Source organism: Arthrobacter sp. TJ-266, assembly GCF_058269115.1.
Window position 1 is genome coordinate 162,101 of record NZ_JBZCNC010000003.1, and the last position, 24,166, is coordinate 186,266.

Genomic DNA, 24,166 nt, shown 5'->3' on the forward strand with positions numbered 1-24,166 from the left:
CACCCCGGCCGGTCCCCGCGCCGCGCGATCCCCCCACCGGCACCCCCTGCGCCCTCACGCCGGTCCCGTACTCTGACGCCCATGGCCAGAGACGCGTCACCACCGTGGACCGCGAGCATGCGGGTGCGGATCGTCGCCGTCGTCGTCGTCCTGCTGTTGCTCTCCTCCATCGGTTCCGTGCTCCTGCTGCGCCTGGTGCTCTTCGAACGGCTCGGTGACGAGATCACCGAGAGCCTCGACCGCGAGGCGGAGGAGTTCCAGCTCCTCGCCGCCGGCACCGACCCCCGCTCCGGCCGGCCCTTCGGGAACGACGTCGAGGCGATCTTCGACGTCTACTTCTCCCGCGAGGTGGCGGACGAGGGCGAGACACTGCTGGCGTTCGTGGACGGCGAGCTCTACGAGTCGAGCCGCGCCACGCAGGTGCCGGACGCCACCGAGATCGGCACCACCTTCGACGAGTGGCTGGCGCTCGAGCAACCCACGAAGGGTGCCGTCGAGACCGACGGCGGCCGGGCGCAGTACGTGGCGGTGCCCCTCGGCGACGGCGAGGCCGATGCCCTGTTCGTGGTCGCGAACTTCCCGGCGAACGAGCGCAGCGAGATCACCGACGCCCTGCAGACGCAGGTGCTGGTGCAACTCGGCACCACCCTCGTGGCCTCGCTGCTGGGGCTGGCGCTCGCCGGGCGGGTGCTGCGCCCGCTGAAGCACCTCGCGCGGACGGCACGCCGGATCTCCGAGACGGACCTCAGCCGCCGCATCCCGGTGACGGGCGAGGACGAGGCCTCCCAGATAGCCCTGGCGTTCAACGACATGCTGGGCCGCCTCGAGCAGTCCTTCGTCACGCAGCGGCAGTTCCTCGACGACACCAGCCATGAACTGCGCACGCCGCTGACCATCATCCGCGGCAGCCTCGAACTGCTCGAGCTCGACGAGACGCCCGAGGAGCGCTCGCGCACGGTGCTGATGATCATCGACGAGACGGATCGCATGGAACGCATCGTCTCCGACCTCTTCCTCCTGGCCCGCGCCGAGCGCGCCGATTTCCTGGTGCCGGAGCCCCTGGAACTGACCGACCTCGTACTCACGGTGCACCGGAAGATGCAGGCGCTCGCCGACCGCGACTGGCGCTGCACGGAACCGGCACCGGCGTGGCTGATCGCGGACCGTGACCGGCTGACACAGGCCATGCTGCAGCTCGCGGACAACGCCGTGAAGTTCACGAAGGACGGCGATGCGATCGAGGTGGGAGCCCGGCTCGAGGACGACTCGGTGAGGCTGTGGGTCTCGAACGCGGGCCCTTCGGTGCCGGAGTCGGACCGCGGGCGGATCTTCACGCGCTTCGCCCGCGGGTCCGCGGACGCCCGCACGCAGCAGCCCGGCGCGGGCCTCGGTCTGTCCATCGTGTCGGCGATCGCCGCGGCCCACCAGGGTGAGGCCCGCCTCGTGGACCGGGACGGCTGGGGTGCCACGTTCGAGGTCCGGTTCCCCTTCGTCCCGGCCGACGTCGCCTCGCTCGCGGCGGAGTGAACCAGCCGCTGCGGGCCCGTGCGGACCGCGGGGTCCAGGACGCGAAAACCATGCCCGGCGTCCCGTCAAGGCATGGGCAGCGCCCACCGTCCCGCGTACCATGGGGAGCGACGATCAGCATGCTTGCTATACCTGTCACCGAGCCGTCCCTCGAAAAAGATTGCGCCATGCGTGTTCCCAGCGTCACCACAGCCCTAGCGCTCAGCGCCGCCCTCCTGCTCGCCCCGGGAGCCGGCGAGGCGTACGCCCTCGACGCGCCGCCGGGCAACGGCCCGGTTGCACCCGATCCCGGCCCACCTGATCCCAACCCACCCGGAGGCGGCAACGGGAGCATCCTGCCGCCGGGCGGCCCGGGGGTGGGCGGGCCGGAGGTGCCCGGCCCGCCGGTCGATCCCGGTGACCCACCGCCGGTCCCGCCCGTGACCGAGCCCGGGACACCACCTGCGACCGCCGCGCCCCTCCCGCCCGTCGTCGCGCCGTCGCCCGTCGTCGCGCCGTCGCCCGTCTCACCGACGACGATGCCCGCCCCCACTCCGGATCAACCGGTCGAGGCGCCCGCGCCCGCGCCGAGCGAGGGTGCGCCGATCACGACTCCGCCCGCAGAGGGCTCCGTGGAGGATCCCACCGAGGATCCCGCCATGGAGTTCGCCGTCGCCCCCGGCGGTGCCGGATCCGGGTCCGGGGGCGCTCCTGCCGGCGTCGTCCCCGACACGCGACGTAACCCCGTGCCCTCGCCGGCGCCGGCAACGACGCGCTCCCTCACCACGACGACGCCTCCGGGCGCGGGTACCACCACACCCGCTGCGCCGCCCGTCGCGGAGGATTCGGGCTCGGGCACGCAAGTGGCCTCGATGGAACCCTCGGCGCGCTATGTCGCGGCGGGGGTGCTGAGCATCGTCGCCGTGGTCCTGGCCCTCGCGATCGCCGTGGTGGCTCAGCCCCGGAGGCCCCGCCGCACCCACTGAGCACCACTCAGCGCCGCTTCTTCCCGCCCTTCAGGAGGGCGTTCGTTCCCTTCGTCGGGATCGAGGACGCATCAGGAGTCCCGGCGCCCGCGGCGGCAGGCCCTTGTGCGGATGGACGCGCCTTCCTGGGACGGCGGCCTGCGCTGCGAGTACCGGCCTCGATCCCACCCCCGGCTTCCTCGCCGTCGATCGTGACAGCGACGCGCTCCTTCCGCACCTCGGCCCGCGCGGTCGACCGCCCGCTCACCTCGACCCGCCTCATCCGCACCCGCTCGACGGCCACCGTCTCGGTCCCGACGACGGCGATCTCCTCCCTCGCGGTGAGCTCCACTGATTCCTCCTGGAACGGCGTCCCCGACTCCGGAGGGGCCGACGACGTGATCGGTTCGACGTCGATCCGCACCGTCTCCGCCACCAAAGGGACGGTGACGCTCGCCTCCTCGGTGACCACGTACTTCCTGAGGCGGGCCCGCCCCGCCTCGTAACGCTCGGTGCCGACGAGGAGCTTCTCCTCCGACCGCACCACCCACGGCGTACCGCCGGCGTCGCGCTGCATCCCGTCGGGCGCCATCTCGTCACCCTCCGTCGGTGCGTCCGGAACATCCGACCGCTCGACGTCCGGCGCCGTCGTGGGCGACGACGGCACCGTGACCGCCGCGGGCGACGACGGCGTCGACACCTCGGCAGGCAGGGACGGAACGGACTGCGCCGCTGGCGCCGATGCAGTCGGATCCTCCGCTGACGAGGACGCAGCCGGTATCGACGCAACCGGCATCGACGCAGCCGGCGGAGCCGTCGCCCGCATCCCGTAGTGCTGATACAGCGCGGCCTCCTCCTCCGGGCTCAACTGACCGTCGCGATCCACGGACGGAGCATGGGTCACGAGGTCGCGCTCGTGACGGATCACGAGGTCACGGCCCTGCACGACGGCGCCGTCGAGCGGGACGAAGGATTCGCGCGTGCCGAACAGACCCGTGTGCACCGTGACCCAGGTGGGCCGCTCATCGGCGTCGTCCAGGTACACCACCCCCAGGGTCCCCACCTTCTCGCCCTGGCCGGTGACCACCGTGCTGCGGCGGCGGAGCAGAGGAGTGAGATCGTCCATGGTGAGCATGTGGAGGTCCTGTCGTCGTCGTCGGCCGCCCTCGGCGGAGGACCCCACAGTAGGTCTGTGGGACGCCAATAACAAGCATGCTTACTATCGACACGCGGAGCAGCCTTACTGGACTGTGACGAAGCCGACGCCCTTCTTCTTTTGATCTACTCAAAAGAAGACCTAGGCTGGGGTCATGACCACCACCACGGATCACGCCGCCCGGACGGATGCCCTGCGGCACTCCATCCGCGCTTCGGGGCTCAGGGTCACCGCTCCGCGCCTCGCCGTTCTCGAGTCGCTCCAGGATCACCCTCATTCGAGTGCCGAGCAGGTCACCGACCGGGTGCGGTCCGTCCTGGAGGGCACCTCGAGCCAGGCGGTCTACGGGATCCTCGCAGCCTTCACCGGCGCGGGGCTCGTGCGGCGCTTCGACCCGGCGGGCTCCCCGGCCCTCTTCGAGTGTCGGGTGGGTGACAACCACCACCACCTCGTGTGCGCGCGGTGCGGGGACATCAAGGACGTCGATTGTGTGATCGGGGAAGCCCCCTGCCTCACGCCGTCGGACACGTCCGGCTTCGCCGTCTTCGCCGCCGAGGTGACCTTCAACGGTCTGTGCGGCCCGTGCCGCACCAGCACTCCCACCGATCCGTCGGACTCCCCCGACTGACCACCCCGCATCACCGTGTCCCCAGCGGGGCACGTACCGCGACCCCATGCCCGAAACCCTGTCGCCGCGTCCGCGGCGCACGACCGAAGGATCCACCATGACCACGATCATCGACCGCCCCACAGCACGTCACCGCGCCACGATCGCCACGTCGCCCGCCGATCCCGCACTCCGGAGCCCCCTCGGGGGCCGCTACGTGTCCGGCGCGGCAGGACGGCCGTCCGTCGAGGGCTCCTACACCGGCACCGGTTCCCTCTCGGCGCCGGCGACCCGCGGCACCTACGTCACGACGCCCGCGCGCTCACCACTCACCGGCGGCATCTACACGTTCACCGGCTGACGTCACCTGCAGGACGGTGGCGCTCAACCACCACTGACGGAAAAGAGCCGGAAACACGTCGCCACTAGAGTCGCGGCATCCGTTTCCCGCGAGAAGGAGCCCCATGACCGGCGATGACCTGTTCCACGACCCGCTCGACACCGAGGACCGGGACCGGGACCGAGACCTGACAAGCACCCCGGACACCCGGCAGACCGTGGACCAGGTGTTCCGGCGCTCCCTCGAGCTGCTGCGGGTGCAGGAGGAGCTCAGGACCATGGCGCGGGCAGGGAAGCGCTCCTGACGAGCTGGGACAGAGCGACGGCCCCACCCCGGGGATCGGGGCAGGGCCGGCAGCTGCCTAGCGGCGGTTGAGCAGCTTCCGGAGGATGCCTCCGGCCTTCCCTGCGGGCAGGGGTGTGCCACGACCTGCCGCTCCGGTGCCGGGTGCGCCCGTCCTCGGAGCACCGGTGCCGGCACCTGTGCCGGTGCGTCCGATGTAGCGTCCGGCCGCGTTCTTGATCATGTTGCTGATACCCATGCTGGTCTCCCTCGACTCCGCCTCTGCACCCGGAACATCAGGTGGCTTACTACTTTAGCCGGACGGGCGATCGACGTCGCCTCAGATGAAGTCGGCCAGCACCCGTGCCGCCTCCGCGAAGACCTCGGAGCGCGTGGTCGCGTGGACCGACAGGCGGATGCGGTCCTCGCCGTGCACGGTCGCGGTGATGTCCGCGGCGTCGAGCGCGGAGTGTGCCTCCGCCGCCCGGCCCGGGAGGTGCGCGACGACGATCCCGGCGCGGTCCCCCCGCTCGCGCGGGGAGACGACGGGTACCCCGGCGGCGTCGAGCGCCTCGATGAGCGCCGCGGCGTGCGTCGAGACGATCCCGTCGATCGCCCCGATCCCGACCAGATCGATGAGCTCGAGCGCCTCGGCGAACGCGCCGGTGGAGTAGGGCGAGAGGTTCGCGATGGAGAAGCGGGGCGCACCGGGCAGCGGCGCGTGCTCCTCGCCGTCGTACGTCCTCGCATCGGTGACGCCCGTCCAGCCCGTGAGCAGGGGCTCGATGCGCTCCACGCCCTGCTCGGACAAGGCGATCCCCGCCACGCCCCAGCTGCCGCGCACCCACTTCTGCGCGCCTGCGAGCACCACGTCCGCGACCGTCCACGGCACGTCGGCGACGCCGAGCGCCTGGATGCCGTCCACCACCAGCAGGCGGTCGGGGCCCATGACGTCGCGGATACCCACGAGGTCCGCGCGGAAGCCGGTGCGGAAGTCCACGGCGCTGACGCTCACGGCCACGGTGTCCGGAGTCAGGGCACGCGCGACGACGTCGGGCGTCACGGGCTCGCCGGGAGTGCCCATGGACTCGAGGCGTGCACGGCCGAGGTCCGTGGTGCGGAGCCACGGGTACAGGTTGGACGGGAACTCGCCCGCACCGACGAGCACCGTGCCGCCGGTGAGTCCGAAGGCCACCTGGAAGAGCCCCAGCGACGTACTGCTGGTCAGGCCCACCTGGTCCACGGGGAAGCCGAGAAGCCGGGCGAGCGAACGCCGCGCACGGAGTTCCTCCGCTGCGAGGAGACCCATCGCGTCCGGGCCACCGGCTGCGGCGATCGCCGCGAGGTGCGCGATCCGCTCGGTGACCCGGCTCGACGGCGGTCCGTACGAGGCGAAGTTCAGATAGCCCTCCGCTTCGGAGAACGCGGCGGAGTAGGTGTCGAGGAGGTCGGCATCCTGCTGTGCCGCGGCGCTGGTCATGGGTCCACGCTATCCCCCGGCTGACGGTGCCGACCGGAAGAACGTCGGTGCGGAAACGCTGTCCCGGCTCCGATCGCCTCGGGGAAAACTGCGCCAACGCTGCCCGTGCACAGTGAGATGGGTCACGAGTGCTCCGGGTACTGTCGAAGAACGGTTGCAGTAGAACCCGCAGAGCCGCACACCGTGATCCGGCCGAGGAGAGCAGGGGCAGCATGAACATCTTCACCAGGATCCGCCGCTCCATGCGGCCCTCCACCGGTCCTCGCCCCGTCCGCACCAGGGACCTCGATCTCCTGGTCACCGCCATCGCTGCATCCCAGGCCGAGCTCATCGGCATCGCGGACCGCGTGGCGGCGGGTCATGCCGAACCCGGCGACGAGACACGGCTCTGGCTGCAGCGCGAGATCACCGAGAGCTACCGCAAGCGTCTCGACAGGATCAGCCTGCCCACGGGTACGGGCGACGAGGCCGAGGCCTGGCTCTCCCTCAATACCCCCGCCTGACCCGCGCGCTTCTCGACCCCGTCACCCGACGGCCGCGACGTCCATCCACCCGCCGGAAGAGTCCCCGACCTGCCGGGGTCAGACCGGCGCGATCCGCCCGGCTGCATCGCTCGACTGCTCCACGCTGCGCCCGACGGTCAGCACGGTCCGTTCGTCGAAGGGCCTGCCCATGATCTGCAGCCCGATCGGCAGGCCGCTCTCCGAGAACCCGCAGGGCACCTGGACGGTCGGCAGGCCGAACAGGTTGGCCGGGATCGCCAGCCGCCCGTAGCCCACCGAGGCCGTCTCCACGCGACCGTCCGGCCACCGGTACACGGGGTCGTCGGCGGGGAGCGCAGTGGCGAAGACCGTCGGCGCGACGACGACGTCCACCGCCTGCATCGCATCCCTCCACGCAGCCGTCATGAGCTGCCGTAACCGCAGGGAGTCGATGTAGTCGGTGGCCAGAATGGTGCCGCCCACCTCGAGCAGGCTCCGCACCTCCTCGGTGTAGAGCTCGGGCGTCTCGCGCAGCATCCGGCGGTGGTAGGAGCTCGCCTCGGGCATCATGATGCCCGTGATCACCGCGCCGTACCGCTCGGCGTGCGGTACCCGGACCGGCACGACGACGGCCCCGAGCCCCTCGAGGCGCCGCACCGCTGCCTGCACGGCGTGCTCGGTCTCCGGGTCGATCCGCTCCGTGAGGTAGTTCTCGGGCACGCCGACGCGGAGGCCCTCGACGCCGTCGTCGAGCCCCTCGGTGAAGTCGGGGACGGGTGTCCGCGAGGACCCCGGATCCCGTGGGTCGTGACCGGCGATCGCCGTGAGGACGAGCGCCGCGTCCCGGACCGTGCGCGTCAGCGGACCCACGTGGTCGAGGGACCAGGCGAGCGACGCCACCCCCACCCGCGAGACGCGCCCGAAGGTGGGCTTGAGCCCCACGACCCCGCAGAGCGAGGCCGGGATCCTGATGGAGCCTGCCGTGTCGGTGCCGAGCGCCGCTGCCACACCGCCGTAGCCGACCACGGCCGCTGACCCTCCGCTGGAGCCCCCGACCATCCGAGTGGTGTCCCAGGGGTTGCGTGTGGTGGGGGTGACACCGCCGTACGCGAACTCGTGCGTGTGCGTCTTGCCGACCATGACGGCGCCGGCGCGACGCAGCGCTTCGACCACCGCGGCGTCGGCGGTCGGGACGTGATGCTCCCGCACCGCGGAGCTCGCGGTGGTGGCCACGCCCGCGAGGTCGATGAGGTCCTTGAGTGCCACCGGGATGCCGTGCAGCGGTCCGCGCAGGGAACCGCCGGCGATCTCCGCCGTCGCCGTGGCAGCTGCCGCCCGCGCGGCGTCGGCTGTGACGGTCACGAAGGCTCCGATGCGGCCCTCGGCCGAGTCGATGCGCGCGAGGGCGGACTCCGTCAGCTCGAGCGGCGTGATGCTGCGCGCCGCGATCAGCGCCGATGCCTCACTCAGGGAGAGGTCGCACAGTTCGGTCACGCCGGTCCGTCCCAGGAGGGGTCGAAGGAGCACGCCGGCGGGGTCTCGCCTAGGTCCACCTCGTGGAGCCCCCGCAGCATGGCGTGCACCGGCGCGGCCGCCGCGGCGAGACCGGCCCGGCGCGCCCCCTCCGCGGTGGGCGCGGCCACCATGATCTCCGGCGCGGGCGACGAGCCGGCCCCGGACAGAAGGGCGTCCTGCTCGGCGGCCACGCCCCTAGCCCTTGACCGAGCCGTCGCTCAGCCCCGCCACGAGGTACTTCTGGGCGATGAAGGAGATGGCGATGACGGGGAGCGTCAGCAGCATGGCTGCGGCTCCCGCCTGCTGGAGCATGGGCAGGGTCTGGCCGAGCTGCGTGGTGATGAAGACCGGCACCGTCTTGGAGGCGGTATCCGTGAGCACCAGGGCGGTCAGGTACTCCTGGAACGCGAAGAGGAACACGAACACACCTGCGGTGAGGATCCCCGGCCGCATCAGCGGGATCATGATCCGGCGCAGCGTCCCCCACCGGGTGCAGCCGTCGATCATCGCTGCCTCGTCGAGTTCCTTCGGGATCTCGGCGAAGAAGTTGCGCAGCAGCCAGATGCTGAACGGCTGGTTGATCGCCACGAGCGCGGCGGCCAGGGCGAAGTTGGTGTCGTAGATGCCGAGTGCCCGGCTGATGTCGTACATGGGCAGTACCACCGAGAACCTCGGCAGCGAGCGGAACACCAGCGCGAGGAGCAGCAGGATCGCCGAGACGTACCCGGGGAAGCGGGACAGCGCGTAGGCCGCGGGAATCCCGAGCACGAGGGCGACGACGGTGGAGATGAGCGCCACCACGGCCGTGTTGACGAGGTACTCGGCGAAGTAGGTGGTCTCCCACAGGTTCTTGAACGCCTCGAGGGTGGGCGTGTAGCCGGAGAGCACCGGAGGGTTCGCGAAAGCGACGTCGGTGGGCTTGGTGACGGACAGCGCCGTCCAGATGAAGGGCGCCAGCATCAGGAGGGCCAGGAGGATCAGCAGGATGGCGGCGGTCGGGTTCGCCCGACGGCGGCGGCGCGCGGGGAGCGGCGCGAGGACCTTCGGGGCCGGCGTCGCCGCAGGACTGGTCGCGGTACTGGGCATCATGCTTTGGCCTTCGCTTCCTTGAGGAGGTCCCGGATGAAGGGGAAGAGGCAGATCAGGATGAGGAGGATCGAGAGCACGTTGACGGCGCTGCCGAGCCCCAGCTGCTGCGAGCCGTCCCGGAACGCGTTGTCGAAGACGTAGTACATGACGGACTCGTTGCCGATCGCGTCGGCCTGGGGTGAGAGCGGGATCAGGCTGTCGAAGGTGCGGAGCACGTCCATGATCGTGATGAGGCAGACGAAGCCGATGATGCCGCGCATGGTCGGGATGATGACCCAGAGATGCATCTTCAGGGAGTTGGCGCCGTCGATCCTCGCGGCCTCCCTCAACTCCTTGGGTACGCCCTGCAGCCCGGCGAGGATCATGAGCACCGAGAAGGGCAGCAGGTGCCAGACGGTGTGCGCGATGATCATCACGCGGTTCGGCCAGGTGTCGGTGAACCACAGGAACTCCTGGCCGGTCAGCCGCTCGATCAGAAGGTTCAGCACCCCGCCGAAGTTCGAGTTGAAGAGCCAGGAGAAGGACACCGCCCCCACCACACCGGGCAGCACGTACGCCACGAGCATCGAGCCGAGGATGTAGGGGCGGAGCTTCCCGAGGCCGTTCACGCCGATGGCCACGAGGTAGCCGACGGAGAGGATGAGCGCGGTGACGATGGCGGTGAGCAGCAGGGTGAAGAACACGGCCCGGCCGAAGCGCGGATCGGTGAGGGCCTGGCTGTAGTTGGACAGGCCGATGAAAGTTCCCGCCTGCCCGTAGCTGACCTCCTGGAAACTCCACTGGATGGTCCGGATGAGCGGGAGGACGAGCAGGGCCACCATGACGAGCAGGCTGGGGCCGATGAAGCTGGCGAATTCACGACGACGCACGGGGCGCTCCTGACGTGGGACGGACGACGTGGGACGGACGAGGGAGAGGAACGGGCGCCTCAGTGGCGCCCGCTCCCTGCAGGTGTCAGCTTCCCGAGACGGTCTCCTCGGCGAGGCGCTGCATCTCCTGCATGCCCTCCTCCACCTCGATCTGACCCAGGAGGATCTGGACCAGCACCGGGCGGATCGCGTTCGTCACGGGTGCGCTGAAGGGATCGTTCGGGGCGGGCATGGTCGCCGCGATCGTGTCATTGGCGGCCACCGCGTACGGCGAGCTCTCCTCGGTGACGATCCCCTCACGCGCCGGGTAGGCGGCCGGGACGGACGCGTTCGAGGCGTCCTCGCTGACGGAGGAGGCGATCATCTGGAACAGCATGTCCTTGTCGAGCTGCGTGTTCTCGGGGATCGCCCAGCCGTCCACGGACAGGCGGCTGAAGAGGTACGGCGCGTCGGCGTCGAGCGACGGCGGAGCGGCGAAGCCGATCTTGTCGAAGTTCGGCGAGTTCGCCTCCAGCGTGAGGTCGTTCATGCGGCCGGAGAACATGATGGCCATGGCCGCGTTCCCGTTGAACATCTGCTGCTGGACCGACGGCTGGTCGAAGGTGGTGACCTCAGGGTCCATGTACGGCAGGAGGGACTTCAGGCCCTCCAGCGCCTCGCGCGAGCCGTCCGAGGTGAACTGGGGCTCCCCGGCGTCGAGGAAATCCGTCCCGGTGGAGTTCATGGCGGCCTGGTAGATCGTGGAGATGTCCGCGGTGGCGCTCATGGGCAGGGCGATCGGGTACTCGATGTCGCCCTGCTCGCGGATGGCCTCAGCCGCCGCGATCATGTCCTCGAAGGTCTCGGGGGCGGCGAGGCCCAGCTCGTCGAAGATGTCCTGGCGGTACGCCATGACGTACATCTGCGCCTGCATGGGGAGCGCGTAGAGCTTCCCGTCGTAGGACAGCGCGGAGCGCATTCCCTCGTTCAGTGCGTCCAGCTCGTACTTCTCCCCGTACTCGGCCACGAAGTCGTCGAGCGGAACGATGCTGCCGGCCGATGCGATCTCCGGGACCGCGAAACCGTAGGTCTCGAGGATGTCGTAGCTGCCGGTCTCGCCGGAGAGGGTCGCGGTGGTCTTCGTGACCTGTCCGCTGAAGTCGATGGGATCGTGCTTGAGGGTGACGTTCTCACGCGTGCAGCTCTTCACCATCGTGTTCGTGAAGGGATCGATCGCCGAGGAGTTGTAGGCGAGGACGTTGACCGTCGTCTCACCCTCGGGCATCGTGTAGTCGCATTCGACGGCGGTGGCGTCGGCGGCTCCGGTACGGGAACCGGCGCCGCATGCGGTCACACCGGCGAGGGTGCTTGCGATGACCAGGGCGGTGACGCCGGTGCGGAGGTGTGTGCGAAGTCGCATCGAGAGTCCTGTTCTGCTGCTGGAAGGAAGCACGCACTCCCGGTGTCCGGAGGTGCGTGCCGCCATGGGCGGAGTGCCGGGCGAGCCCCACCGCGACCGCGACGAGCCGACCAGGCGGCATGGATCCTCGTCTCACGCGCATCGCCGCATCCCGACGTGCACTGCTGTCCCAGCCTGTGAGGCGAATCGCCATCTAGTGGCGAGTGTAGGCGGCGGCTCGGACACCCGCGCTCCGCTTGCCCGGATTCCGCTTCGTGCTGTAGGGCGTCAGGCGGCGGCGCGGGTGGTCAGCCGCACCCATGCTGCGGCGTCCGGCGGCAGCAGGCCGTCCGGCGTCAACGGCGCCGAGGACACCAGGACCTCGCCCAGCGGAAGCCGCGCGGGCTCGCGCCCCATCGCCATCAGGACGGCGAAGGTGTCGCCCCGCTGACACACGAGCGCGTCGCCCTCCACCACGCTGCACCGCGTGGGGACGTCGGCCGCAAGCGTGCCCGCCGAGGTGAGTTCCCTGCGCAGCGCGAGCGCCCGCGTCACGTACTGCAGCATCGACCCCGGCTCGGTGCGCTGCCCCTCGACGGAGTGCACACCCCAGGACGACGGCGCGGGCAGCCAGGGTGCTGCCGCCCCCGCGGGTGAGAAACCGAAGGTACCCGCCGCCGTCGCCGTCCAGGGCAGCGGAATGCGCGCGCCGTCGCGGGACACTCCCCCGCGGGCCCACATGGGGTCCACGCGCGCCTCGAGCGGTACGTCCACCTCGGGCAGGCCCAGTTCCTGGCCCTGGTACAGGTAGGCGCCGCCGGGGAACGCGAGCATCGTCAGCAGTGCGGCCCGTGCCCTCGCGGCTCCCACGTCGCCGCCGCCGTAGCGCGTGACCGAGCGGACCACGTCGTGGTTCTCGATGCACCACGCAGGCGCCGTCCCGTACGCGCCGTGTGCCTCGATCAGCTCGCCCGCCTTCGCGGCCCAGGTCGCGGCGTCCCAGGGCAGCTTGACGAAGGGGTAGGCGAACGCCTGGTGGAGCTCGTCGGGGCGGACCAGCCGCGCGGCGCGGTCCGGGTCGAGGTTGACCTCGCCCACCAGCACCCGGCCGGGCGCGTACTCGTCGGCCACGCGCCGCCAGCGCCGCCACACGTCGTGGATCTCGTCCTGGTCCGTGAGATGCGGGTTGAAGCGGAGGCCGCGTGCCACGGCCGCGGGATCCTCGGCGTCCGGCAACCCGGGCGTCTTGTAGAGCCCGTGCGCCACGTCCACGCGGAGTCCGTCGATGCCGAGGTCGAACCAGAAGCGGAGCACGTCCTCGAAGAAGTCGCCCACGGCGGGATTGCGCCAGTTCCAGTCGGGTTGCGCCGAGGAGAAGATGTGCAGGTACCACTGGTGGTCCGTGCCCGATCCCGGGTGTGCGCGCGTCCAGGACCGGTCACCGAAGGAGGACACCCAGTTGTTCGGGGGTGTGTCGGCGTCGGGCCCGTCCGCGAAGTGGAAGAACGCGCGCTCGGGTGAGCCGGGCGCCGCGGCGAGCGCCTCCCGGAAGCGGGGGTGCTCCGAGGAGCAGTGGTTGGGCGCGACGTCCATCAGGACCCGCAGCCCCAGACCGTGCGCTGCCTTCAGGAGCTCCTCGACGTCGGACAGCGTGCCGAAGAGAGGGTCCACGCCGCAGTAGTCGCTGACGTCGTAGCCCTGGTCCACGTGCGGGCTGGGCTGGAAGGGCGTGATCCACAGGGCATCCACGCCGAGTTCGGCGATGTAGGGCAACCGGGCGGTGATGCCGGGGAGGTCCCCCACGCCGTCGCCGTCCGCGTCCGCGAAGGACCGCGGGTACACCTGGTAGACGACGGCGTCCCGCCACCAGTCGGCCCCGTTGGCATGTGCTTCGGGTGGGGTCACGGCAGGCGTACGACGACGGGGCGGCGCGCGGAAGGGCGGCACGCCTCGGGGCACACGGGCAGCAGGGAACGGCGGAAGAGCATCATGGTTCGAGCCTACGATGCCGCGCGGGCTGGTCCGCCGTCGGATCCCGGGCGCCCGTCAAGGCAGGATGTCCGCCCATGGACACGCATACGCCGGGCGTACCGTGGAGGAATGAGCGCCTCGACCCACGCCCTGGCCCTCCAGGGCCGCTTCGCCCGTGAACTGCCCGAGATGGCGGTCGCCTGGGAGGCCGACGACGCCCCGGAGCCCCGGCTGCTCGCCCTGAACACCGCGCTCGCGGAGACCCTCGGCATGGATCCCGCGCAGCTCCGCTCCCCCGAGGGCCTCCGGTTCCTGACGGGCACGGCCGTCCCCGAGGGCGCGACGCCGGTGGCCCAGGCCTACTCCGGCCACCAGTTCGGCGGCTTCAACCCGCGCCTCGGTGACGGCCGCGCCCTGCTGCTCGGCGAACTCACCGGCGTCGATGGTCGCCTCACCGACCTGCACCTCAAGGGTTCCGGACGTACGCCCTTCGCTCGCGGGGGCGACGGCCTCGCCGTCGTCGGGCCGCTGCTGCGCGAGTACGTCATCAGCGAGGCGATGCACGCCCTCGGCATACCGACCACGCGCTCGCTCGCCGTCGTCGCCACCGGCCGCGACGTGCGGCGCGAGACCATGCTGCCCGGCGCCGTCCTGGCGCGCGTGGCGAGCAGCCACCTCCGCGTGGGCAGCTTCCAGTTCGCGAGCGCGTCGGGTGACCGCGACCTCCTCAGGCGCCTCGCCGACCACGCGATCAGCCGTCATCACCCGTCCGCGGCGGACGCCGAGAACCCGTACCTCGCCCTGTTCGACGCCGTCGTCGACGCGCAGGCCGGGCTGATCGCCCGGTGGATGCTCGCCGGGTTCGTGCACGGCGTCATGAACACCGACAACATGACCATCTCCGGAGAGACCATCGACTACGGGCCGTGCGCGTTCATGGACGTCTTCGACTTCTCGGCACTGTTCAGCTCGATCGACCGCGACGGCCGCTACGCGTACGCCAACCAGCCGCTGATCGGCGAGTGGAACCTCGCCCGCCTCGCGGAGGCGCTGCTCCCGCTCCTCGACGAGGACCAGGAGAAGGCGATCGCCCTCGCCGTCGGCGCCCTCGACACTTTCCGCCCCCGGTACAGCGCGGCCTGGCTGCCCGGCATGAGGGCCAAGCTCGGACTGCCCGACGACGTCCCGGACGAGGATCTCTCCCCGCTCGCCACCGACGTGTTGGCGCTCCTGCAGGACAACCACGTGGACTACACGTCCTTCTTCCGCGGCCTCGCGTCCGTGGTGCGCGGCGATACGCGGCCCGCGCGGGACAAGGTGCTCGACGTCGCCGCGTTCGATGCCTGGGCGGAGCGATGGCTGGCCCTCGGCCCGGACGCCGACACGATGGACCGCGTGAACCCCGTGTACATCCCGCGGAACCATCTCGTGGAGGAGGCGCTGACGGCCGCGACGAACGGTGACCTCGGTCCGTTCGAGGCGCTGGTGGACGCCGTCCGGTCCCCCTTCGACGAGCGGCCCGGCTTCGAGCGGTACGCCGCGGGTGCGCCGGACGACTTCGGCGCCTACACCACGTACTGCGGCACCTGACCCTTCTCCGCACGGAGGAGTCGGGGCATCGCCTGCGCCCGTCAGCAAGGCCCCGGTCAGGGGCTCCAGAGCCGCTCGTGCCGGTCCATGAAGGTCACCACGACCACGTGCGGCAGGGTCAGCGCGGACAGCAGCACCAGGTACACGCCGAGCAGGCGGGCCGGCTCGAGGTCGCCGGTGGAGCCCGACACGAGGGACGCGACGACGAGCACCAGGAGCGCGATGGCCGTGGTGGGTGCGGCGTCCCGCGCGAAGATCCTCAGCGAGCGGGCCACCGCCCCCGCGCGCAGGGCTGCAGCGGCCCGCGGGTCGATGAGCTGCAGGCGGACGATGTGCCGGAGGGAGTGCCAGAAGCAGAAGTACATCCCCACGGCGAAGATCGGCGGGACCACCGAGAAGTAGACGGCGAGCAGCAGCACCTCACCGGCGTCGACAGCCCAGCTGCGCGTGGGCCGGAAGCCGGTGCCGGTCCAGGCCGTGAGCGTGAACTGCAGGAGCACCGTGGCACCCAGTCCGAGCAGGACGGCAAGCCGGATGCCGTCCAACGTGGCAGGAGCCACGGGAACGCCGTCGCCGAAGAGGGAGGCCGTCGCTGCCACGACCCCGAGGTAGACACCGGGAAACGCGAGCAGCGGCACGAGCATGGGCAGCGCTCCGCGCACGACGACGGTGAGCGCCCTGGTGAGGACAGTGCGCAGGTGCGTGGCACCGGTCAGGTGCACCAGGGCCCAGAGATCGCCCTGCCCCCAGTGGTACCAGGTGAGGCCGATGAAGAAGAGGAAGGCACCGAGCGGGAAGAGGATCCACGACGCGAGGACCACCAGGCCGAGGGCCAGGTAGAGAACACCCACGCGCGTGACGGAACCGGCGACGGTCCGCCCGGGGGTCATCCTCGCGGGGACGAGGTGGTCCAGCGCCCCGTGCGGGAGTCCGAGGACCACGAGGCTCACGAGGAAGGGGGCGTATTGCGCCCACGGTGGGAGCTCCGGGGCAAAGGCGAGGGCAGCGGTGATCGCTGCGAGGGCCAGGCTGACCGGGGTCAGGAGGCGTCGCTGCACCCCTGATCGGGTGGCTTCATCCACGGCGGGATGCACGGGCGGGTCGGGCCGGTCGCGCGGCGCGAACGGGTCGGAGGCGTCGCGCGGTGCGGGAGGCGGCGTCGGCAGGTCGCGCGGCATCCTCTCCGGGCGCAGCGTCTGCAGGGGTCGCGGCATCTGCTCGGGGCACCGGGTCGACGGTCCGTGGAGGCGGGGAGGCGTGGTGGTCGCGTGCGGAGCGCACACGGTCGGCCACCTCCTGCACCATCATCTGCAGCACGATCCTGATGAACGGCGGTTTCGGCAGCGCGAGGATGAGCCGGAGATCGTCGGCGAGCGAGTTGCGCTCCGTCATGAAACGGATGAGGGGGGCCGAGGGGACCCGCTCGAACATCCTGAGGTAGACCGCCGGCAGGTCCAGGGGCCGGCTGATCATGAAGCGGAGGAACACGGAGTCGAGCAGTTCCCGCCGTCGTCGTCCTGGCTGGCGCGCAGGCCGCTCGTGCAGCACGACGGCGGCGGCGACCTCCCTGCACTCGCGCTGGATGCGCAGGAACGCGTAACCCGTGCTGGCGCGCGTGGCCCCCGCGAGGGTCCCGACGGGCGTGATCCGCCCCAGGTCCGCGCGCGGGAAGGAGAAGTCCGACATCGGGATGACGCCCCGCTCCTCGTGCACCACCTCGAACTCGTCGGCGCGCAGCCCGTACTGCCGGCCGAGGTACTCGGCGATCTCATCGCGGTGCGCCGCGGGGTCCACGCGGGCGAAGGAGAAGTAGACGTTCTCCACCAGCGCCTCGCGGTCGGTGGTGGGCAGCACGTACATGAAGTGCGTCCCGCGGCCCTGGTCCACGCCGAAGTCCATGAGGGTGCAGGCCGCGGAGTCGAACACGGGCCGTGACGCCGTGATCCGTTGGCCGAGGAAGTGCTGGGGCACCCACACGGACGTGGTGCGGAGCAGCTCGAACTCGGGCGAATCCGCACGGAGCCCCCGCGCGTCGAAGACCCGGCCGGCGGTGTACGTGGCCTTGTCCGTGACCACCTCCACGGCGGTCCCGACGTCGGCGTACCGCACCACGGCTTCGCCGAGTCCCATCTCCACCCGCGGTGCGGCGTGCAGGCGGGTGAGGCAGTCCGCGTAGAAGTCGGCGGCCCGCAGGCTGATGTAGGGGCGGGAGGCGTCCTCGCCCACGCTCGTCCGGCTACCGGCAGTGATCCTCCAGCGGTCCCAGCGCGCGGTGGCCAGGTGGGAGAAGTCGGTGGGCTCCACGTCCCAGAAGGACCACGTGCGGTCGTCCTCGTGGGTGGCCCGCCGGTCGAGGACGAGGATGCTCCCCGAGTAGCCGAGGTCGAGGAGGTAGTGGCAGAGGCTCAGCCCGGCGCAGCCCGCCCCGAGGACGATCGTGTCGTACTCCAAGCCTGGTCCAGCAGCAGCCACGTTGCCTCCTCGATCCGCGCGTCAGCGCGCAGTCGTCGGTGCCGGGCGGACCCCCGCGTCTTCCGTTCCGGCGTCGGCGTCGGGACGGCGGCACACGCGGCGCGGCGGGAACTGCACGGACTCCCGACCAGTACACCACCGTTGGCTGGAGATACCCGCCGGCGGCGGCGTGAAGCTCGTCACCGAGCGCTCGTGCGGGCGACGGCGTCAGGCAGCGCGGTTGAGTTCCAGTTCCGCAGCTTCGGCCAGGCGGCGCAGCACCGCGCGGTCCGACGCCGGGAACGCGTGCGGCCGAGTGTCCAGGACGCACAAACTACCCACGAACCAGCCGCCCGGGCCGCGCAGCGGGGCGCCGGCGTAGAACCGCAGGTGGGGCGCGCCGGTCACGTAGGTGCTCGTGCTGAAGATCGGGTGCCCGAGGGTGTCGGGGATGACCAGCCCGTCCTCGGACTGGATGGTGACGTTGCAGAAGGCTGCACTCCGGAGGCCCTCACGGGGGAACGGGCCCACCATCGACTTGACGAACTGACGATCGCCGGCGATGAGTGTCAGCGTTGCGAGCGGCATACCGAGGCGTCCACAGGCCTCGCGCGTCAGGCGGTCGAAGCGTTCCTCGCTCGCGGTACCCAGCAGCCCGCTCCGCTCGACCGCACGGGCCCGGAGCCGCTCGAACTCGCGCGCAGCGCGGGTGGGGAGCGCCGGGACCTCGAGCTGCGGTTTCTCCAGCATGATCGCTGTCATGAGCGTGCCTTCCTGTCCCTCGGTCCGCTGGTGGTTGGGTCCTCCACGACGACCGATCGGGACCCACCCCCTATACAACCTCGTGGTCATCCTGCTTCGGATGTCGTTATTGCGCAGGATCAACCAAGGTTTCGGTAGCCGGCCTCCATCAGCGCCGTGCGCGGACGCCTGCGGGGTGAGCACAGTGCACCTTCCGTCCGGGATCGCACGGTCGGCGAGCGGACGCTGCAACTTGAGAATGAGAAGCGTTCTCAATTAGTCTCCAATCATGATGATGTCCCCACGCCACCTGACCCTGTCCTCGGCGGTTCTCGCCGCCCTCCTCCTGACCTCGTGCTCCACCGCCGGCTCCCAGACGCCGGACGCCGCGCCCTCGTCCGACGGTTCCGCTCCCACCACCGCGTCCACCGGAACGGATGAGCCCTCCGAGCGTCTCGAGGTCGACGCCCTCGCCCCGCGCGCCGTCCTCACCTACGACGGCGGCCTCATGACCGTCGACACCGAGACCGGTGAGGTCATCGCCACCACCGAGTCCGAAGGCTTCCTCCGCCTCAACAACGCCGGTGACGGCAGGCACGTCCTCGTCAGCGCCGGGAAGGAGTTCCGCGTGTTCGACTCCGGTCTGATCGTGGAAGGCCACGGCGACCACGACCACTACTACGAGCAGGCGCCGGGCCTCACAGGTTCGTCCATCGAGGCCCCTGAGGCCGGGCACGTCGTCGCGCACGAAGGGAAGACCGCGCTGTTCGCCGACGGCAGCGGAGCGATCACCGTGATGGACACCGCCGCCTTCACCGACGGCGAGGTGAGCGAGAGCGAGGTCGAGGAGTACGCGACCGACGCTCCCCACCACGGCGTGGCCGTCCCCCTGACCGGCGGCGACCTGGTCCTCACGCAGGGCACGGAGGATTCCCGCAGCACGGTCCAGGTGGTCTCGCCCACGGGCCAGGTCCTCGCCGAGACGACGGACTGCCCGGGCGTGCACGGAGAAGCAGCGGCCATGCCCACCCCGGCCGGGGACGTCGTCTCGCTGGGCTGCGAGAACGGGCCCGTGGTGTACCGCGACGGCGCGTTCCACAAAGTGCCTGTCGAGGAGTCCTACCAGAGGTCCGGCAACCAGTTCGGCAGCCACGTGTCGCCGATCGTGCTCGCCGACTACAAGACCGACCCGGATGCCGAGCAGGAGCGTCCCACGCGCGTCGGGCTGATCGACACGCGGGACGCCACCATGACGACTGTCGACGTCGGATCCGCGTACTGGTTCCGCTCGCTCGCACGGGGCGCCGACGGCGAAGCTCTGGTGCTGACCTACGACGGCGATCTCGCGATCCTGGACGAGGGGACCGGCGCCGTGATCCACGAGGTGCCGGTGGTTGCACCGTGGGAGGAGCCCGCCGAGTGGCAGTCCCCCGCGCCTGCGGTGAAGGTCGGGGCGGACGGCTTCGCCTACGTCACGGAGCCCGCGGCCAAGAAGCTGCACGTCATCGACGTCGCGGAGGGCACGCTGCTGGACAGCTTCGACCTGCCGGAGACGCCGACCGAACTCGCGATCGTCACCGGTGAGGGCGAGACGCCGGGCCACGAGCACGCGGAGGGCGAGGAGCACACGGACGGGGAGGGCTAGGCCCGCACCGTCCATCGAGCCGCGGCGGCCCTCCTGCCGCCGCCGCGGCTCCCTCGCTCTGCCCCCTCAGCACCCCATCGTTTCCGAAGGAAAGCCCATGCACGCCGCTGCGCCCCCAGCACTCGTCCTGTCCCTGGCCGCCGCCGTCGCACTGTCCGCCTGTGCGCCGGCCTCCGACGCCTCGGACGAGAGCGGCTCCCTCCGCGTGCTGGCCTCCTTCTACCCGCTCGAGTTCGTGGCGGAGCGGGTCGGCGGTGACCTGGTGGAGGTCGGGTCCATCACGCCGCCCGGCGCGGAGCCTCACAACCTCGAACTGTCTCCCGCGAAAGTCGCCGAGCTCGCCGACGCCTCGGCGGTCGTCTACGCCTCCGGGTTCCAGCCATCGGTGGACGAGGCCGTCGAGCAGACGGCACCCGAGCACGCCGTCGACGTGGCGGGCGCTGCGGCCATCTCGTCCACCGACGGCGCGGTGGACCCGCACTTCTGGCTCGACCCCGGCCGCCTCGCCGACGTCGCCACGCTCGTGGCGGAGCGCTTCGGCGTCGCGGACCCGAAGAACGCGGAGGCCTACCGGGCGAACGCCGAGCAGCTGAACGAGGAGTTGGCCACGCTCGACGGCGACTTCACCGCGGGCCTCGCGACGTGCGAGCGCCGCACGATCGTCGTCTCCCACGAGGCGTACGGCTACCTGGCGAACCGCTACGACCTCGAGCAGTCCGGCGTCTCGGGGATCGACCCCGAGGCGGAACCGGCACCGGCCCGGATCGCGAAGATCCGCCGGGTCATCGAAGGCCAGGACATCACCACCATCTTCACCGAGTCGCTCGTCAATCCGAAGGTCGCCGAGACCCTGGCGGGCGATCTCGGGGTGACCACCGCACTCCTCGATCCCCTCGAGGCCCACCCTGCGACGGGCGGCGACTACGTCGAGGTCATGCGCCGGAACCTCGGAGCGCTGCGGGAAGCGCTCGGCTGTGCCTGACGTCTCCGGCCGCACGCCTGCTGTGCGCGTCGAGGGCGCACGGGTCCGCCTCGGGGCACACCGGATCCTCGCGGGGATCGACCTCGACGTCGCGGACGGACAGACCCTCGCCCTCCTCGGCGCCAATGGTTCGGGGAAGACAACGCTGGTCAAGGCCCTGCTGGGTCTCATCCCCCTCGAGACCGGCCGCATCACCGTGTACGGGGCGGACGTCGCGCACCGGCGACGGGTCCCGTGGTCGCGCATCGGGTACGTGCCGCAGCGGGTCGGCGCAGCTGCTCCCCTGGCGGTGACGGCAGCGGAGGTGGTCGCGTCCGGGCTGCTCACCGAGCGCCGGCTCGTCCCGGCCCACCGTCATCGCAACCTCGTCCTCGATGCCCTGGAGGAGGTCGGTCTCGCCGATCGCGCGCAGGAAAGCGTGGGAGCCCTCTCGGGAGGCCAGCACCAGCGGGTCCTCCTGGCACGCGCGCTCGTCCGCGCGCCGGATCTCCTCGTCGTCGACGAGCCCCTGTCGGGTATCGACCTCCGGTCACAGGAGGCGCTCGCCGTCACGCTGCGCACCCTGCAGCTGAAGGGCACCACGATCGTGGTGGTCCTCCACGACCTCGGCGTCCTCGCGCCGCTCCTCGAACGCGCCGTGGTCCTCGACCACGGTTCGGTGGTGTTCGACGGCGCCCCGTCGGTGCCGGATGCGGGCGGCGGGAGGGACGTCCCCGCATTCCGGGTGCGTGACGGTGAGGAGTGCGCGTCCGTGGACGCGCACCGGCGCTCCGCGTCCGCGCTGATGCAGGGATGGCGGTCATGACGCCCAGCCTCCTGGAGACCCTCTCCGCCATGATCGCCAGCCCACTCATGCAACGCGCGCTCATCATCGCCGCACTCGTGGGTGCGACGGCCCCGGTGATGGGTACCTACCTCGTCCAGCGGCGGCTGGCCCTCCTGGGCGACGGGATCGGGCACGTGGCCCTCACCGGCGTCGCGATGGGGTGGCTGGCGGCCTCGGCCGCCGGGAGCCTCGAGGCGGATGCCCTCGCCGTGCCGGGCGCCGTCGTTGCCTCGATCGCGGGCGCCCTCCTGATCGAGGCGGTCCGCGAGCGCGGGCGGACGAGCGCGGACACCGCCCTCGCCCTCCTGTTCTACGGCGGCATCGCGGGCGGCGTCCTGCTGATCGGCCTGGCCGGAGGCACCGCGGCGAACCTCACCGGATACTTGTTCGGATCCATCTCCACCGTCGACGTCCTGGACGTCTGGCTCACGGTCGGGCTCGCCGTGCTGATCGTCGTCGTGGGGATCGGTCTCCGGCCGGCCCTCTTCGCCCTGTGCCACGACGAGGAGTTCGCGCGGGCGAGCGGTATTCCTGCGAGGGCCCTCAACCTCCTGGTGGCGGTCACCGCGGCTCTGACGGTCGCGGTGTCCATGCGGGTGGTCGGCGTGCTGCTGGTGTCCGCGCTCATGATCGTCCCGGTCGCCGTCGCGCAGCTCGTGACGGCGTCCTTCCGGGGCACCATGCACGTGGCCATGGCCTTCGGCGCCGTCGTCTGCGTGGTTGGGCTCTCGATCACGTACTTCCACGCGCTCTCACCCGGAGCCACCATCACCGTCCTCGGCATCGGCGTCTACGCGGTGATGGCGGTCATCCGGCCCCTGACCGCCCGTCGGACGGGGGATGCAGCACAGGACGCGGCCACGCGGGCCGGCCGGGCACCCGACCGCGTGTGACCCGTCAGCGCAGCGCGGCCGGATCCAGCACGCGGTCCATCCCCGGATCGAGGCGGCCCGCACGGTCGGCTGCACGCGTGTCGGCTGCCTCCGTCGCCTCCGAGGATGACAACGAAGACGAAGACGAAGACGACGAGTGCGACGACGTCGTCGACGGCGCCAGCGCGTGGTGCCGGAACCGGTCCGCCACGGGGTTCTCCACCCGGTTGAGCGTGCCGATCTCGTCCGGCACCAGATCCCACAGCCCCATGGTCAGCCGATAGTGCTCCAGCGGCTCCTGCCCGTAGCGGTACGTCCACTCGTACATGTCCGTCACGGGCCACCAGGTGTACCCGACGACGTCGAGCCCCTCGGCGTGGAGACGCCGCACCAGGCCCACCGAGGCGTCCATCCAGCGGATCCTGTCCTCCACCGATCCGGTGAGGCAGGTCTCGGTGACCATGACCGGCGCGCCGTACCGCGAACCGTAGAGGCGGATCACGTCCTCCAGCCCGTCGGTCCAGTCGTTGCGGAGCGCACGGGGGTCAGCGATGTCCCCGCGGCGTGGCTTGCCCACCTCGAGCAGCTCGGTGGAGTGCAGCGGATAGTAGTTGACGCCCATGACGTCCGGCTGCACCGGGTTGTCGAGGTGCCAGCCGAGGTCGGCGTCGCTCATGCCGTGCTGCGCGAGCCAGCCGGCGAGGCGGTGGTCTGGGCTGACGAGCCCGGTCACGAGGTCCTCGACGATCAGCGCGCGGTCGCGGAGGTGCCGCAACTCGCGGTCGTGCGCGCCGGTGGCGGAGTCGCTGACGAAGCGGAAGCCGGCGTCCACATGGGTGAAGACACCGCGATCGCCGAGCACCGCCGTCATGCCCTGCTGCGCCAGCGTGAAGCCGCGCGCCATGTTCCGCACCAGGGCCACCAGGCCGTCGTCGCCCGTGAGGTAGGGCGGCCAGTGGCCGAACTTACCCGAGAACAGCGTGTGGATCATGGGCTCGTTGACGGGGGTGTAGTCCACCACCGTGGAGGCGTAGCGCTCGGCCACGCGCACGGAGTAGTCCGCCACGAGGTCCGGGTAGCTCGCGTTGAGGAACTGGTTGTCCAGCCACGTGGGGGTCCCGTAGTGCATGAGGTCCACGATGGGCGTGAGCCCGAGCTGGTCGAAGTGGTCCATCACCTCGTCCAGCCAGCTCCACTTCCACACGCCCGGCTCGGGATTGATCCGGTACCAGGGAATCCCCCAGCGCAGGAACTCGGCGCCCGCGCTCTTCGCCAGCCCGAAGTCCTCGCGCCAGAAGCGGTAGTGCTGCGTCAGCTCGTACTCGTCGAGTGCACGCTCCCCCGGCCGCTCCTGCGGCACGAAGGTGTCCTCGATGCCCAGGGCGAAGTGGAGCTTCCCGTCCTCGAACCACTGCATGT

The 24,166-nt window shown here is 71.0% G+C and carries 24 protein-coding genes; 11 read left to right on the forward strand and 13 right to left on the reverse strand.

Annotated features, from left to right (window positions below; all coding sequences use genetic code 11):
* Window positions 1-81: 81 nt before the first annotated feature.
* Together AC4D12_RS09395 and AC4D12_RS09400 are read left to right on the forward strand one after the other, a co-directional pair.
* Complete coding sequence (locus tag AC4D12_RS09395) at window positions 82-1,527, forward strand: sensor histidine kinase (RefSeq protein WP_490949661.1); 1,446 nt, start codon at window positions 82-84, stop codon at window positions 1,525-1,527.
* Window positions 1,528-1,694: 167 nt separating this feature from the next.
* Window positions 1,695-2,492, forward strand: coding sequence for a hypothetical protein (locus AC4D12_RS09400; RefSeq protein ID WP_490949662.1), 798 nt, complete (start codon window positions 1,695-1,697; stop codon window positions 2,490-2,492).
* Between the two features lie 7 nt (window positions 2,493-2,499).
* On the opposite strand, the gene AC4D12_RS09405 is transcribed toward AC4D12_RS09400, so the two are convergent.
* A complete protein-coding gene (locus AC4D12_RS09405; RefSeq protein ID WP_490949663.1) occupies window positions 2,500-3,606 on the reverse strand; it encodes a PRC and DUF2382 domain-containing protein in 1,107 nt (368 codons plus the stop codon).
* A 175-nt stretch (window positions 3,607-3,781) separates the two neighbouring features.
* Here AC4D12_RS09405 and AC4D12_RS09410 point away from each other — a divergent pair, with 175 nt between their 5' ends.
* The 3 genes from AC4D12_RS09410 (at window position 3,782) to AC4D12_RS09420 (ending at window position 4,878) form a co-directional block, all read left to right on the forward strand.
* Window positions 3,782-4,255 carry a Fur family transcriptional regulator gene (locus tag AC4D12_RS09410; protein WP_490949664.1) on the forward strand — a complete coding sequence of 158 codons (474 nt, stop codon included), beginning with the start codon at window positions 3,782-3,784 and terminating at the stop codon, window positions 4,253-4,255.
* Between the two features lie 97 nt (window positions 4,256-4,352).
* Entirely contained in the window at window positions 4,353-4,595 is a 243-nt protein-coding gene (locus AC4D12_RS09415; RefSeq protein WP_490949665.1) for a hypothetical protein, read from the forward strand.
* A 103-nt stretch (window positions 4,596-4,698) separates the two neighbouring features.
* Complete coding sequence (locus tag AC4D12_RS09420) at window positions 4,699-4,878, forward strand: hypothetical protein (RefSeq protein WP_490949666.1); 180 nt, start codon at window positions 4,699-4,701, stop codon at window positions 4,876-4,878.
* Window positions 4,879-4,935: 57 nt separating this feature from the next.
* On the opposite strand, the gene AC4D12_RS09425 is transcribed toward AC4D12_RS09420, so the two are convergent.
* A complete protein-coding gene (locus AC4D12_RS09425) occupies window positions 4,936-5,115 on the reverse strand; it encodes a hypothetical protein (protein WP_490949667.1) in 180 nt (59 codons plus the stop codon).
* Window positions 5,116-5,196: 81 nt separating this feature from the next.
* Window positions 5,197-6,336, reverse strand: coding sequence for an aminotransferase class V-fold PLP-dependent enzyme (locus AC4D12_RS09430; protein ID WP_490949668.1), 1,140 nt, complete (start codon window positions 6,334-6,336; stop codon window positions 5,197-5,199).
* A 212-nt stretch (window positions 6,337-6,548) separates the two neighbouring features.
* On the opposite strand from AC4D12_RS09430, the gene AC4D12_RS09435 reads away from it, so the two are divergent.
* Window positions 6,549-6,839: a hypothetical protein gene (locus tag AC4D12_RS09435; protein ID WP_490949669.1), complete on the forward strand. Its 291-nt coding sequence runs from the start codon at window positions 6,549-6,551 to the stop codon at window positions 6,837-6,839.
* Between the two features lie 78 nt (window positions 6,840-6,917).
* Here the strand turns inward: AC4D12_RS09435 and AC4D12_RS09440 are convergent, their stop codons facing one another.
* The 6 genes from AC4D12_RS09440 to AC4D12_RS09465 form a co-directional block, all read right to left on the reverse strand.
* Window positions 6,918-8,312: an amidase gene (locus tag AC4D12_RS09440; protein ID WP_490949670.1), complete on the reverse strand. Its 1,395-nt coding sequence runs from the start codon at window positions 8,310-8,312 to the stop codon at window positions 6,918-6,920.
* Entirely contained in the window at window positions 8,309-8,524 is a 216-nt protein-coding gene (locus AC4D12_RS09445; protein WP_490949671.1) for a hypothetical protein, read from the reverse strand. Before AC4D12_RS09445 ends, AC4D12_RS09440 begins: the two co-directional genes overlap by 4 nt.
* Before the next feature lie 4 nt (window positions 8,525-8,528).
* Entirely contained in the window at window positions 8,529-9,422 is an 894-nt protein-coding gene (locus AC4D12_RS09450; RefSeq protein ID WP_490949672.1) for a carbohydrate ABC transporter permease, read from the reverse strand.
* The gene (locus AC4D12_RS09455) at window positions 9,419-10,291 is read right to left on the reverse strand and encodes a carbohydrate ABC transporter permease (protein ID WP_490949673.1); all 873 of its coding nucleotides are present in this window, start codon (window positions 10,289-10,291) and stop codon (window positions 9,419-9,421) included. The genes AC4D12_RS09450 and AC4D12_RS09455 overlap by 4 nt, the downstream gene beginning before the upstream one ends.
* An 85-nt stretch (window positions 10,292-10,376) precedes the next feature.
* Window positions 10,377-11,690: an ABC transporter substrate-binding protein gene (locus AC4D12_RS09460; protein ID WP_490949674.1), complete on the reverse strand. Its 1,314-nt coding sequence runs from the start codon at window positions 11,688-11,690 to the stop codon at window positions 10,377-10,379.
* A gap of 267 nt (window positions 11,691-11,957) precedes the next feature.
* On the reverse strand, window positions 11,958-13,574 hold the full coding sequence (locus AC4D12_RS09465; RefSeq protein WP_490949675.1) for an alpha-amylase family glycosyl hydrolase: 1,617 nt from the start codon (window positions 13,572-13,574) through the stop codon (window positions 11,958-11,960).
* A gap of 195 nt (window positions 13,575-13,769) precedes the next feature.
* Between AC4D12_RS09465 and AC4D12_RS09470 the strand changes: the two genes are divergently transcribed.
* Window positions 13,770-15,230: a protein adenylyltransferase SelO gene (locus tag AC4D12_RS09470; protein ID WP_490949676.1), complete on the forward strand. Its 1,461-nt coding sequence runs from the start codon at window positions 13,770-13,772 to the stop codon at window positions 15,228-15,230.
* 56 nt (window positions 15,231-15,286) lie between these two features.
* Here AC4D12_RS09470 and AC4D12_RS09475 read toward each other — a convergent pair whose 3' ends face one another.
* From AC4D12_RS09475 to AC4D12_RS09485, 3 genes are all read right to left on the reverse strand, one after another.
* A complete protein-coding gene (locus AC4D12_RS09475) occupies window positions 15,287-16,312 on the reverse strand; it encodes a Brp/Blh family beta-carotene 15,15'-dioxygenase (RefSeq protein WP_490949677.1) in 1,026 nt (341 codons plus the stop codon).
* Window positions 16,305-17,702, reverse strand: coding sequence for a lycopene cyclase family protein (locus AC4D12_RS09480; RefSeq protein ID WP_490949678.1), 1,398 nt, complete (start codon window positions 17,700-17,702; stop codon window positions 16,305-16,307). The genes AC4D12_RS09475 and AC4D12_RS09480 overlap by 8 nt, the downstream gene beginning before the upstream one ends.
* A 207-nt stretch (window positions 17,703-17,909) precedes the next feature.
* On the reverse strand, window positions 17,910-18,443 hold the full coding sequence (locus tag AC4D12_RS09485; RefSeq protein ID WP_490949679.1) for a GAF domain-containing protein: 534 nt from the start codon (window positions 18,441-18,443) through the stop codon (window positions 17,910-17,912).
* Between the two features lie 268 nt (window positions 18,444-18,711).
* On the opposite strand from AC4D12_RS09485, the gene AC4D12_RS09490 reads away from it, so the two are divergent.
* The 4 genes from AC4D12_RS09490 (at window position 18,712) to AC4D12_RS09505 (ending at window position 22,768) form a co-directional block, all read left to right on the forward strand.
* Window positions 18,712-20,067: a hypothetical protein gene (locus AC4D12_RS09490; protein ID WP_490949680.1), complete on the forward strand. Its 1,356-nt coding sequence runs from the start codon at window positions 18,712-18,714 to the stop codon at window positions 20,065-20,067.
* 97 nt (window positions 20,068-20,164) lie between these two features.
* Window positions 20,165-21,049: a metal ABC transporter substrate-binding protein gene (locus AC4D12_RS09495; RefSeq protein ID WP_490949681.1), complete on the forward strand. Its 885-nt coding sequence runs from the start codon at window positions 20,165-20,167 to the stop codon at window positions 21,047-21,049.
* Window positions 21,042-21,854, forward strand: coding sequence for a metal ABC transporter ATP-binding protein (locus tag AC4D12_RS09500; protein WP_490949682.1), 813 nt, complete (start codon window positions 21,042-21,044; stop codon window positions 21,852-21,854). Before AC4D12_RS09495 ends, AC4D12_RS09500 begins: the two co-directional genes overlap by 8 nt.
* Window positions 21,851-22,768 (forward strand): metal ABC transporter permease, encoded by a 918-nt coding sequence (locus AC4D12_RS09505; RefSeq protein WP_490949683.1) that lies wholly within the window; start codon window positions 21,851-21,853, stop codon window positions 22,766-22,768. Before AC4D12_RS09500 ends, AC4D12_RS09505 begins: the two co-directional genes overlap by 4 nt.
* 4 nt (window positions 22,769-22,772) lie before the next feature.
* On the opposite strand, the gene AC4D12_RS09510 is transcribed toward AC4D12_RS09505, so the two are convergent.
* Window positions 22,773-24,164, reverse strand: a complete 1,392-nt coding sequence (locus tag AC4D12_RS09510) for a family 1 glycosylhydrolase (protein ID WP_490949684.1) — start codon at window positions 24,162-24,164, stop codon at window positions 22,773-22,775.
* Window positions 24,165-24,166 lie beyond the last annotated feature (2 nt).